The following is a 10,852-nucleotide window of genomic DNA, read 5'->3' on the forward strand; positions in this document are numbered from 1 at the left end:
GCGCCCGCTCGACGATGGAACGCTCGGTCTCAGAGCGCGGCGCAGTATGGACAAGGCCCCGCCGCCTTGGGAAGCCAGCAATCGCGGGTTTTACAAAGAGTTGCCGCAGGTTGCGGGTGGTTACGGGCGCTTCAAGGCGGGGGGCGGCTCAGCAGGCGCAAAAAAACAAGCGGCTCACAAGGAGCCGCTTGCTGGTGTGGGCCGCGCCGCTTCAGGCTGCCGCGAGCCAGGCCGAGGTGTCGAAGGCGCTGCTCATCAGCGGCATGTGGGTGCCGAAGCTCGGGCCGGAGGTCTTGGAGGCCTTGGCGGCCGGCTTGACGGTGATCTCGCTGTGGGCCATCTCGTTCGCCCGCTCCCATGACCCGATTTCCTGGGAGCGGGCTACAGAAAAGAATAGAAACACCTGAAGGGCACCTTTCGGTCGCCCCAGAAGTCCGCCGCGTCGCGGAAGACGTCGAGCAGTTGCTCGCGCGCCTCGCGGTCGAAGCGGGGGTTGTCGGGAATCTGCTCCAGCACGACGATGAAGCCCGGCTGCGGGCCCGACTTGTTGACCAGGTCGGTCATGCAGTCGTACAGCGCATCGAAGTTCTTGCCGAAGTGCGTCGGGAACAGGAAGGCCTCGGCAATGCCTTCCAGCACGTCCTGCTTCGTCTGGGCCTGGGCCAGATTCGCGTACAGAAAGTGCTGACCGGTGTCTCGGGCGGCCTGCATCAGATCCTCCACCCGGAAGGCCCGGATGGATTGGACGATGTTCGGACGGACGGTCTGCAAAAGCATGGTCACGATCCTCGTTGCTTCAAAAGCGCTTCATTCGATGATCCGGCGAAAGCTCGCATAGTGGTCATCGGTGTAGTAACAGACCTCAGGTTTCGTGGGAGGCACGCCGCCACAGACGATGCGCCGCGCCCCGCGATGCCGCACCCCCGGGGTCTTGACCGTGTACTCGCGGTAGTGGCCGCGCGGCTTGGGCGGCAGCAACCGCTCGCGGTTGAAGAACACGGTCCCGTCCTTGTCGTACGGGAAGGGGCCGCCGGCGAGGATGCGCCGGTGGGTGTCCTGGGCTTGACGGGGCAGGTCGCTCAAAGCGACCACATCGACGCCGGCTTTCAGGCCCGGCGCAGCTTCCCGGGCCGTGACATCGTTGTGACCCAGGACCATCGCCAGCACTGCGGCGGTAGTGACTCCTAACATCCGGAGTGACTGCCACCGAAGTGACCTTGCAGCGGTTGCCACGGGTTTTCCCTGAATCCTGAAGCCGCCATGGTAGCGAATCGGCACCAAAACCACAAGGCTGTGCCTCAAATTTCAGCAGCGTCAGGGGATTTTAAGACCCATCGAAGTGGGCGCACGCTGACAGATATAGCTTTTTGCGGCGTGGTTTTCATCCCGCCGTCACGGCCACAGCGGGTCCGGCGGGCGCCGGGCCGGACCGCGGCGGGGGGCCAGGGGTGTTCAAGCCCACGGCCCCAGGACCTCAGCGCCCTGCGTTGGCGTCGGCCACCGCCAGCGCGGTCATGTTCACGATGCGGCGCACCGTGGCCGAGGGGGTGAGGATGTGCACCGGCTGGGCCGCGCCCAGGAGCACGGGGCCGATGGCGATGCCGCCGCCGGCGGCCGTCTTGAGCAGGTTGTAGCTGATGTTGGCCGCATCGATGTTGGGCAGCACCAGCAGATTGGCCTCGCCGGACAGCGTGCTGTTGGGCATCAGGGCCTTGCGGGCGGCTGCGTCCAGGGCCACGTCGCCGTGCATCTCCCCGTCGATCTCCAACCACGGAGCCTGGGTGCGGATGAGCTCCAGGGCCTGGCGCATCTTCACGGCCGAAGGCTGGTTGCTGGAGCCGAAGTTGGAGTGCGACAGCAGCGCGGCCTTGGGTTGGATGCCAAAGCGCAGCATCTCCTCGGCCGCCAGCACGGTGATCTCGGCGAGCTGCTCGGCCGTGGGGTCGTGGTTCACGTGCGTGTCGACCAGATAGACCTGGCGGCCGGGCAGGATCAGGCCGTTCATGCAGGCGTAGGTCTTGACACCCGCCCGCCGGCCAATGACCTGGTCGATGTAGTGCAGGTGCATGGCCGTGGTGCCCCAGGTGCCGCACAGCATGCCGTCGACCTCGCCTTTGTGCAGCAGCATCGCGCCGATGAGCGTGAGGCGCCGGCGCATCTCGATTTTGGCGAGCTGCTGGGTCACGCCCTTGCGTTCGGTCATGCGGTGGTAGGTCTGCCAGTAGTCGCGGTAGCGGTGGTCGTATTCGGTGTTGACGACGTCGTAGTCGCGGTCTTGCTGCAGCCGCAGGCCGAAGCGTTCGATGCGCTGCTTGATCACCTCGGGGCGGCCGATCAGCGTGGGGCGAGCCAGGTGCTCGTCCACCACGACCTGCACGGCGCGCAGCACGCGCTCCTCCTCGCCCTCGCAGTAGACGATGCGCTTGTTCTTGGCTCGCTTGGCCACGTTGAAGATGGGCTTCATCGTGGTGCCCGAGGCATAGACGAAGCTCTGCAGCTTCTCGCGGTAGGCGTCGAGGTCGGCGATGGGCCGGGTGGCCACGCCGGAGTCGGCCGCGGCCTTGGCCACGGCCGGCGCGATGCGCATCATCAGCCGCGGGTCGAAGGGCTTGGGGATCAGGTACTCGGGCCCGAAGCTCAGCGTCGCGCCGGCATAGGCGGCAGCCACCACCTCGCTTTGCTCGGCCTGGGCGAGTTCGGCGATGGCGTGCACCGCGGCGATTTCCATCTCGTCGGTGATCGTGGTGGCCCCGCAGTCCAGCGCCCCACGGAAGATGTAGGGAAAGCACAGGACGTTGTTGACCTGGTTGGGGTAGTCGGTGCGGCCGGTGGCCATGATGGCGTCGTCGCGCACGGCCTTGACCTCTTCCGGCAGGATCTCGGGCGTGGGGTTGGCCAGCGCCAGGATGAGGGGCTTGGCGGCCATCTTCGCCACCATCTCCGGCTTGAGCACGCCACCGGCAGACAGGCCCAGGAAGATGTCGGCGCCTTCGATCACCTCGGCCAGGGTGCGCAGCGGGGTGTCTTGCGCGAACTGGGCCTTGTCCGGGTCCATGAGTTCGGTGCGGCCCTGGTAGACCACACCGGCAATGTCGGTGACCCAGATGTTCTCGCGCGGGATGCCCAGCTTCACCAGCAGGTTCAGACAGGCCAGGGCGGCCGCGCCAGCGCCGGAGGTGACCAGCTTGACCTGCCGCAGATCCTTGCCCACCACCTTCAGGCCGTTGATGACGGCCGAGCCCACGACGATGGCCGTGCCGTGCTGGTCGTCGTGGAAGACCGGGATCTTCATGCGTTCGCGCAGGCGGCGTTCGACGTAGAAGCAGTCTGGCGCCTTGATGTCCTCGAGGTTGATGCCCCCGAAGCTGGGCTCGAGCGCGGCGATGATGTCCACCAGCTTGTCGAGGTCGTGCTTCTCGTTGATCTCGATGTCGAAGACGTCGATGCCGGCGAATTTCTTGAACAGCACCCCCTTGCCTTCCATCACCGGCTTGGCCGCCAGCGGGCCGATGTCGCCCAGGCCCAGCACGGCCGTGCCGTTGGTGACCACCGCGACCAGGTTGCCGCGGGAGGTGTAGCGAAAGGCGTTGGCCGGGTCGGCCACGATTTCCTCGCAGGCCGCGGCCACGCCGGGCGAATAGGCCAGGGCGAGGTCGCGTTGGTTGACGAGCTGCTTGGTGGCGGCGATGGCCACCTTGCCGGGGGTGGGGAACTCGTGGTACTCGAGGGCGGCCTGGCGCAGTTCGGCGCGTTTGTCTTCGGCAGACGACATGGTGATTCCCTTGTGAGCTCGGCGGGTCGGACGGCGGCCCACCGGCCGCGGCGCGCTGCCACGGTGGGCCAGGATTGTAGGAGGGGGGCAGCCGGCCGGCGTGCGTTTCCCGCATGGGCCGATGCGCAGGCCGCATCGCGGCCAGTGTGGCAAAGCCCGCGGCGGCCGCCGATTCGCAAAAGTGCGTACGCCGCTCCCAGGGGCCGGGGGCGATAGTGTCGTGGCAGGTTCTGACGGCCGCGCAAGCCTCACAATGCCATGATGTCCACCGAGCTGCCACCGCCCGTCCGGCCGCGCCCCTGGCGCAGGCCCATGTTGTGGGGTGCGCTCGTGGCCTTGCTGGTGGTGGCGCAAACCGCGCTGGTCAAGCTCACCATGGAGTACGAGACGGCGCGAGCCCAGGACCGCGTCGAACGGGCGGCCGCCGAGGCAGCCGGCGAGGTCCGGCAGAGCCTGTCGCGCGACCTGCAAAGCCTGCAGGCGCTGCTGTGGAACGAGCCCTCACTGCCGCAGTGGCGCGCCGATGCGGCCGACCTGCTGCGCGCGCGCCGCGAGCTGGTGCGCATCGAGCGCCGAGACCTGGACTTCCGCCTGATCCAGGGGGTGGACAGCCCCTATCGCACACCGCTGTTCACCGTGATCCCGCGCGACGAACTGCGGGTGGATGCCGAGGTGGCCTGCGCCAACGCGCGCCGCTTGTCGGGGCCGGCCTACTCGCGCAGCTATTTCGTGCCCCTGCCCGGCGGCCTGGGCCTGGAGGTCATGGACGTGTGCCTGCCGGTGACCGAACAGGCCCGCCTGTCGGGGTTCATGGTGGCCTCCTATGCGCTGCAAAGCGTGCTCGGCGAGGCCGTTGCGCCCGAGACGGCCAAGGGCTACGAGCTGGCCTTCGTCGAGGGCGACGGCACCCGTCTGGCACGCGCCGGGGCGGTGCCACGCGGCCAGGGGGTCTTCGTGGCCCAGCGCCTGATCGACCTGCCGGGCAACACCCTGCAGTTGCGCCTGGACAGCGGGGCGGGTCAACCGGCCCTGATCCCCAACCTGGCGGTGGCCCTGGTGCTGGGGCTGTCGCTGGCGCTGGCGGCGGTGGTGGCGCTGCTGGCGCGCGACGTGCGGCGCCGCGCCCAGGCCGAGCACGATCTCGCCGAGGCCCTGGCCTTTCGCAAGGCCATGGAGGATTCGCTGGTCACCGGCTTGCGCGCGCGCGACCTGGACGGGCGCATCACCTATGTCAACCCGGCCTTCTGCGCGATGGTGGGTTTCGAGCCGCACGAGCTGATCGGCAAGACCATCGGTCAGGACTCCCCGCCGTACTGGCCCCCCGAGATGGTGCAGGAATACACGCAGCGCCAGCAGGTGCGGCTGTCGGGCACCTTGCCCCCGCGCGAGGGCTACGAGACCACCTTCATGCGCCGCAACGGCGAGCGCTTCCCGGTGATGGTCTACGAAGCCCCGCTGGTCGACCGCGAGGGGCGGCAGGCGGGCTGGATGGGGGCCGTGCTCGACCTGAGCGACCAGCGGCGCGTCGAGGAACTGTCGCGTCAGCAGCACGAGAAGCTGCAGGCCACGGCGCGGCTGGCCACGGTGGGCGAGATGGCCTCGCTGCTCAGCCACGAGCTCAACCAGCCGCTGGCGGCCATCTCCAGCTACGCCACGGGGTCGGTGAACCTGATGCGCAGCGGCCCGGTGGACGCCGACATGCAGGCCATGATCCTGCAGGCGCTGGAGCGCATCGCCGAACAGGCCGAGCGTGCCGGCCGGGTGATCAAGAGCGTGCACGACTTCGTGCGCCGGCGCGAGCACATCCGCGAGGCTCTGCGCGCTGACCAGCTCATCGACGCCATCATGCCCCTGGTGCGCCTGCAGGCGCGCAAGAGCGCCACGCGCATCGAGCTGGACTGGCCCGGGCCGGGGGCACCGGTACCGCGCGTGGTGTGCGACCGCACGATGGTCGAGCAGGTGCTGCTCAACCTCACGCGCAACGCCATCCAGGCCATGGAGGATCAGCCGCTGGAGCGGCGCGTGCTGCGCATCCGGGTGCGCCAGGCCGATGCGCGCTGGGTGCGTTTCTCGGTGATCGACCAGGGCGCGGGCATCGCACCCGAGGTGGCCTCTCGGCTGTTCACCCCCTTTTTCACGACCCGCAGCGAAGGCATGGGCCTGGGTCTGAGCCTGTGCCGCACGGTGATCGAGCAGCACGGCGGTGCGCTGGTGTTCGAAAATCTCGGGGAAGGCGCCGGCACGGAGTTCCGTTTCACCCTGCCGGCCGAGCGGGCGGCGCCGCGCCGCAACGCGCCGCCGCAGACCACCCCCAGCGAGGAGCCCACGCGATGACCGTTCCTGCCGACGCCGGCATCCCCACCGTCTACCTCGTCGATGACGAGGACGTGCTGCGCGACGCCCTGGCCTGGCTGCTGCGTTCGCGCCGGCTGCTGTCCGAGGGCTACGCCTCGGCCGAGGCTTTCGAGGCCTTTCTGGACCAGCGTCGCATCTCGGGCCCGCTGGACCTGCGCGACCCGAGCTGCCTGCTGCTGGACGTGCGCATGCCGGGCATGAGCGGGCTGGCGCTGTTCGACCGCCTGATCGAACGCGGCCTGGTCGAGGCGCTGCCGGTGATCTTCCTCACCGGCCATGCCGACGTGCCCACCGCGGTGGCGGCGGTCAAGCGCGGGGCCTTCGATTTCGTCGAGAAGCCCTTTTCCGACAACGCGCTCGTCGACCGTGTCGAACAGGCCCTGGCGCGCAGCGCCGAGGTGCTGGCGCACCTGCGCACCGTGCAGGCCATCCATCGCCGCCTGGCCGAACTGACCGACCGCGAGCGCGACGTGATGCGCCTGGTGGTGGAGGGCCGGCCCAACAAGCTCATCGCCGACGAGCTGGACATCAGCGTGCGCACCGTCGAGGTCCACCGTGCGCGGGTGTTCGAGAAGATGGAGGTGAAGTCTGCCGTCGAGCTGGCCAACCTGCTGCGCGAGCTGCCCACCCCTCCGATCGCCTGAGCATGTCCCTGGGTGAATTCGAGCTGATCGCGCGGCATTTCACGCGCCCTGTGCGCCGCGCCGCGCTCGGCGTGGGCGACGACTGCGCCCTGCTGTCCCTGACGCCGGGCCAGCAGCTTGCCACCTCGACCGACCTGCTCATCGAGGGGCGGCATTTCCTGTCCACGGTGGCCCCGGAGCGCCTGGGCCACAAAGCCTTGGCGGTCAACCTGTCGGACCTGGCCGCCTGCGGGGCACGCCCGCTGGCCTTCACGCTCAGCCTGGCCCTGCCACAGGCCGAGGAAGCCTGGCTTGCGGGATTTGCGCGCGGGCTGTTCGCACTGGCCGACGCCCACGGCTGCGAGCTGGTGGGCGGCGACACCACGCGCGGGCCGCTGGCAATCAACGTCAGCATCTTCGGCGAGGTGCCTGCCGGCCAGGCCCTGTTGCGCAGCGGCGCGCGGCCCGGCGACGAGCTGTACGTGAGCGGCCGCCTGGGCGATGCACGGCTGGCGCTGGAGGTCTTCCGCGGCACGGTGAGCCTGCCTGGCGAGGCCTTCGAGCGCGTGCGCATCGCGATGGAATGCCCACAGCCGCGCGTGGCGCTGGGCCTGGCCCTGCGCGGCGTGGCCAGCAGCGCGATCGATCTGTCCGACGGCCTGCTGGGCGACCTCGGCCACGTGCTGCAGCGCTCGGGCTGCGGAGCGCGTCTGGAGGTGGACGCCGTGCCGCGCAGCGCCGAGCTGGCCGCCCAGCCGCTGGCGCTGCAGCGCCTGTGCACCCTGGCCGGCGGGGACGACTACGAGCTGCTCTTCACCGCCCCGGCCGCGCAGCGGCAGGCCGTGGCTCATGCGGCACAGGCCGCCGGCGTGCCCGTCAGCCGCATCGGCTGCATCGAGGCCGAGCCTGGGCTGCGCCTGATGGATGCACAGGGCCAGCCCCTGCCGAACACCTGGACTTCCTTCGACCATTTCCGAACGTGACCCTTGCCACTTCCAACATGACCCCCGGCGCCGCGCCCGAAGGCCCGGTGCGTCCCACCGGGCGCTTCCTCTGGTCCCATCCCGCCCATGCGATCGCGCTGGGCTTTGGCAGCGGGCTCAGTCCCTGGGCGAGCGGCACCGTGGGCACGCTGTGGGCCTGGCTGAGCTTTCTCGTGCTCGATCCCTGGCTGGCCGACCGGCACTGGGCCGGGCTGCTCGTCTTCGGGACCCTCGTGGGGTGGTGGGCCTGCACCGTCACCGCCGGCCACCTGCGCACCCAGGACCCGGGCTGCATCGTCTGGGACGAGATCCTCGCCTTCTGGACCGTGCTGTGGCTGGTCACACCCACCTCGAGCGAGGCGCTGTGGTCGCGCCACCTGGCCGCGTTCATCCTGTTCCGCGCCTTCGATGCCCTCAAGGCCGGCCCGGTGGGCTGGGCCGACCGCGCGTTCAAGGGGGGCGGCTGGCGCGGGGGCTTCGGTATCCTGTTCGACGATTTCGTCGCGGCGCTGTGCACCCTGCTGGTGATTGCGCTGTGGGTCTTCTTCACCGCGTGATGGACAGCCTCGGACTCGATCGGCTCGTCGAAGTGCAGGCCCTCGAAACCCTGCTGGGTGCACTCGCCCAGGGCCTAAAGGGGCGGGGGTGGCGCCTGGTGACGGCCGAATCCTGCACCGGCGGGCTCGTGGCCGCGGCTTGCACCTCGATGGCCGGCTCCAGCGACTGGTTCGAGCGGGGTTACGTCACTTACTCCAACCAGGCCAAGAGCGAGGCGCTGGGCGTGCCGCCGGACTTGATCGAGCGCCACGGTGCGGTCAGCCGCGAGGTGGCCATGGCCATGGTCATGGGGGCCCTGCAGCGCTCGGGGGCGCAGGTTGGCGTGGCCACCACCGGCATCGCCGGCCCGGGCGGCGGCAGCCCACGCAAACCCGTGGGCACGGTGTGGTTCGCCTGGGCCCGCGGCCAGGACTTCGTCGAGACCGAATGCCGGCGCTTTGCCGGCGACCGCACCCAGGTGCGTGCGGCGGCCACGCGGCATGCGCTGCAACGGGTGCGCGCCCTGCTGGAGGCCGCCCCGTGACGATCCTGCTGGCCGGGACGTTCGACCCGGGCGAAGCCGAGCAGTGGCTGGCCTGCCTGGAGGCTGCGCTGCCTGGCGAGCGCTGGGTGCGCCAGCGCGAGGAGGCCGACGACATCGACATCGCCGTGGTGGCCAACCCGCCGCCGGGCAGCCTGCAGGGCCTGGCCGGCCTGCGCCTGATCCAGTCGCTGTGGGCCGGGGTGGACAAGCTGCTGCGCGACCCCACCGTGCCCACCGGCGTGCCGCTCGCACGCATGGTCGACCCGGCGATGAACACCGCGATGGCCGAGACCGCGCTGTGGGCCGTGCTGCACCTGCACCGCGACCACGACCTGTACACCGCCCAGCAGCGCGAACGGTGCTGGCAACAGCACCCCCAGCGCCGTGCCGACGAAGTGCACGTGGCCGTGCTGGGCCTGGGCGAGATGGGCCGCGCCACGGCGCGGCGCCTGGTGGCCAACGGCTACCGCGTGAGCGGCTGGAGCCGGCGCGGCATGGCCATGCCGGGGGTGGAGGTCGCACGGGGCCGCCAGGGCCTGCACGCCCTGCTGGGCGAGGCCGACATCGTGGTCAACCTGCTGCCGCTTACGCCGGACACCCAGGGCCTCTTCAACGCCACCACGCTGGCCGCGATGCGGCCGGGCGCCTCGCTCGTCAACCTCGCGCGGGGCGGGCATGTGGTCGAGACCGATCTGCTGGCCGCCCTCGATGCCGGCCACCTGCGTCATGCCGTGCTCGATGTCTTCCGTGACGAACCTCTGCCGCAGCACCATCCCTTCTGGGGGCATCCGCGCGTGACGGTACGCCCCCATGTGGCGGCCGCGACCGATCCGCGCTCGGCGGCACAGGTGGTGGCGCGCAACATCCGCGCGCTGCGCGAGGGCCGGCCGCTGGCCCATCTGGTGGATCGGGCGGTGGGCTACTGAGCCAACGGCTTCAAAGCAAGACACCGCGGCCCCGCCGGCGGGGCCGGGCCAGTGATGCCGGCGCAGGGCTCGGCCAACATCAGCGTCAGCCGCCGCAGGGCCTGCCAGGGGTCGGCCGGCCAGTCCGGATGGGGCAGGCCCTTGACCAGGCCGTCGCAGACCTGGGCGGCCTGCAGCAGGCCGTGCAGCACCGTGTCGGGCAGGCGGGGCAGCACACGCTCGTAGAGCTTTTCCTTCACACCCCAGACCCGGTTCTCGCGCAAGGCCATCGGCAGCGGGCGGCCCGCCGCGGTGGCATCCTTCACGCGCTTGAGCGCACGGATGTCTTCGGCCAGCGTCCAGTGCACCAGCACGGCGGCCTCGCCCTCGGCCTGCAGGCCATCGAGCATGCGCAGCGCACGGGCCACCTGGCCGGCCAGCACGGCCTCGGTGAACTTGTAGACGTCGTAGCGCGCCACGTTGAGCACCGCAGCCTCGACCTGCTCGAAGCTGAGTTCCCCCTCGGGGTACAGCAGGCCGAGCTTCTGGATCTCCTGGTGGGCGGCCAGCAGATTGCCTTCGACCCGGTCGGCGAAGAAGGCCAGCGTGCGCTGCCCGGCCTCGCCGGCCTGCACGCGCTGGCCCTGGGCGGCCAGGCGCTGTGCAATCCACTGGGGCAGGGCCTTGCGGTCGATGGGGTCGATGCGCACACTCACGCCGGCGGCGTCCAGGGCGCTGAACCAGGCGCTGGCCTGCGTGGCCTTGTCCAGCCGCGGCAGGATCACCAGCGTCACGACCTCCTCGCCCAGCCCCCCGGCAACCGCCTGTGCATAGCGCTGCAGCGCCTCGCTGCCGTCCTTGCCCGGCTTGCCGCTGGGAATGCGGATCTCCACCAGCCGTCGGGCCGAGAACAGCGACAGCGCCTGGGCCCCGGCGAGCAGCTCGCTCCAGTCGAACCCCGGCCCGGCAACGGTGTAGACGCTGCGCTCGCCATGGCCGGCAGCCCGGGCGGCCGCGCGGATCGCGTCGCCGGCCTCCTGAACCTGCAGCGGCTCGTCGCCGTGCACGACGTACAAACCGCGCAAGCCCTGACGCAGATGCGCGACCAGTTGATCGAAGCGCACTTGCATGGG

General features: G+C 70.2%; 11 protein-coding genes. 6 read left to right on the plus strand and 5 right to left on the minus strand.

What is annotated here, in order from left to right; genetic code table 11:
• Nucleotides 1-211: 211 nt before the first annotated feature.
• From AC1ECW_RS13255 to AC1ECW_RS13270, 4 genes are all read right to left on the minus strand, one after another.
• On the minus strand, nucleotides 212-340 hold the full coding sequence (locus AC1ECW_RS13255) for a hypothetical protein (RefSeq protein ID WP_409707737.1): 129 nt from the start codon (nucleotides 338-340) through the stop codon (nucleotides 212-214).
• Between the two features lie 41 nt (nucleotides 341-381).
• The gene (locus AC1ECW_RS13260) at nucleotides 382-777 is read right to left on the minus strand and encodes a barstar family protein (protein ID WP_409661125.1); all 396 of its coding nucleotides are present in this window, start codon (nucleotides 775-777) and stop codon (nucleotides 382-384) included.
• A gap of 30 nt (nucleotides 778-807) precedes the next feature.
• Nucleotides 808-1,191, minus strand: coding sequence for a guanyl-specific ribonuclease (locus tag AC1ECW_RS13265; RefSeq protein ID WP_409707734.1), 384 nt, complete (start codon nucleotides 1,189-1,191; stop codon nucleotides 808-810).
• Nucleotides 1,192-1,474: 283 nt separating this feature from the next.
• A complete protein-coding gene (locus AC1ECW_RS13270; RefSeq protein WP_409707731.1) occupies nucleotides 1,475-3,772 on the minus strand; it encodes an NADP-dependent malic enzyme in 2,298 nt (765 codons plus the stop codon).
• 258 nt (nucleotides 3,773-4,030) lie between these two features.
• Between AC1ECW_RS13270 and AC1ECW_RS13275 the strand changes: the two genes are divergently transcribed.
• From AC1ECW_RS13275 to AC1ECW_RS13300, 6 genes are read left to right on the plus strand one after another with little or no spacing between them, the layout of a single operon-like run.
• Nucleotides 4,031-6,106 carry a two-component system sensor histidine kinase NtrB gene (locus tag AC1ECW_RS13275; protein ID WP_409707728.1) on the plus strand — a complete coding sequence of 692 codons (2,076 nt, stop codon included), beginning with the start codon at nucleotides 4,031-4,033 and terminating at the stop codon, nucleotides 6,104-6,106.
• Entirely contained in the window at nucleotides 6,103-6,771 is a 669-nt protein-coding gene (locus tag AC1ECW_RS13280) for a response regulator transcription factor (protein WP_409707725.1), read from the plus strand. The genes AC1ECW_RS13275 and AC1ECW_RS13280 overlap by 4 nt, the downstream gene beginning before the upstream one ends.
• A 2-nt stretch (nucleotides 6,772-6,773) precedes the next feature.
• A complete protein-coding gene (gene thiL, locus AC1ECW_RS13285) occupies nucleotides 6,774-7,733 on the plus strand; it encodes a thiamine-phosphate kinase (protein ID WP_481202019.1) in 960 nt (319 codons plus the stop codon).
• 17 nt (nucleotides 7,734-7,750) lie between these two features.
• Complete coding sequence (locus tag AC1ECW_RS13290) at nucleotides 7,751-8,290, plus strand: phosphatidylglycerophosphatase A family protein (RefSeq protein WP_481202020.1); 540 nt, start codon at nucleotides 7,751-7,753, stop codon at nucleotides 8,288-8,290.
• On the plus strand, nucleotides 8,290-8,814 hold the full coding sequence (locus AC1ECW_RS13295) for a CinA family protein (RefSeq protein WP_409707719.1): 525 nt from the start codon (nucleotides 8,290-8,292) through the stop codon (nucleotides 8,812-8,814). Before AC1ECW_RS13290 ends, AC1ECW_RS13295 begins: the two co-directional genes overlap by 1 nt.
• The gene (locus AC1ECW_RS13300) at nucleotides 8,811-9,740 is read left to right on the plus strand and encodes a 2-hydroxyacid dehydrogenase (RefSeq protein ID WP_481202021.1); all 930 of its coding nucleotides are present in this window, start codon (nucleotides 8,811-8,813) and stop codon (nucleotides 9,738-9,740) included. The genes AC1ECW_RS13295 and AC1ECW_RS13300 overlap by 4 nt, the downstream gene beginning before the upstream one ends.
• On the opposite strand, the gene holA is transcribed toward AC1ECW_RS13300, so the two are convergent.
• Nucleotides 9,734-10,849, minus strand: a complete 1,116-nt coding sequence (holA, locus tag AC1ECW_RS13305) for a DNA polymerase III subunit delta (protein WP_481202022.1) — start codon at nucleotides 10,847-10,849, stop codon at nucleotides 9,734-9,736. The two genes, AC1ECW_RS13300 and holA, sit on opposite strands and share 7 nt — an antisense overlap.
• Nucleotides 10,850-10,852: the final 3 nt, after the last annotated feature.

It is taken from the genome of Caldimonas hydrothermalis (assembly GCF_056746695.1).

Bases quoted from the DNA above. Each gene is read 5' to 3' on its own strand.
- AC1ECW_RS13290 (WP_481202020.1), top strand. From the start codon at position 7,751: ATGACCCCCGGCGCCGCGCCCGAAGGCCCGGTGCGTCCCACCGGGCGC.
- AC1ECW_RS13270 (WP_409707731.1), bottom strand. From the start codon at position 3,772: ATGTCGTCTGCCGAAGACAAACGCGCCGAACTGCGCCAGGCCGCCCTC.
- holA (WP_481202022.1), bottom strand. From the start codon at position 10,849: ATGCAAGTGCGCTTCGATCAACTGGTCGCGCATCTGCGTCAGGGCTTG.
- AC1ECW_RS13280 (WP_409707725.1), top strand. From the start codon at position 6,103: ATGACCGTTCCTGCCGACGCCGGCATCCCCACCGTCTACCTCGTCGAT.
- AC1ECW_RS13265 (WP_409707734.1), bottom strand. From the start codon at position 1,191: ATGTTAGGAGTCACTACCGCCGCAGTGCTGGCGATGGTCCTGGGTCAC.
- AC1ECW_RS13255 (WP_409707737.1), bottom strand. From the start codon at position 340: ATGGCCCACAGCGAGATCACCGTCAAGCCGGCCGCCAAGGCCTCCAAG.
- AC1ECW_RS13260 (WP_409661125.1), bottom strand. From the start codon at position 777: ATGCTTTTGCAGACCGTCCGTCCGAACATCGTCCAATCCATCCGGGCC.
- AC1ECW_RS13275 (WP_409707728.1), top strand. From the start codon at position 4,031: ATGATGTCCACCGAGCTGCCACCGCCCGTCCGGCCGCGCCCCTGGCGC.
- thiL (WP_481202019.1), top strand. From the start codon at position 6,774: ATGTCCCTGGGTGAATTCGAGCTGATCGCGCGGCATTTCACGCGCCCT.
- AC1ECW_RS13295 (WP_409707719.1), top strand. From the start codon at position 8,290: ATGGACAGCCTCGGACTCGATCGGCTCGTCGAAGTGCAGGCCCTCGAA.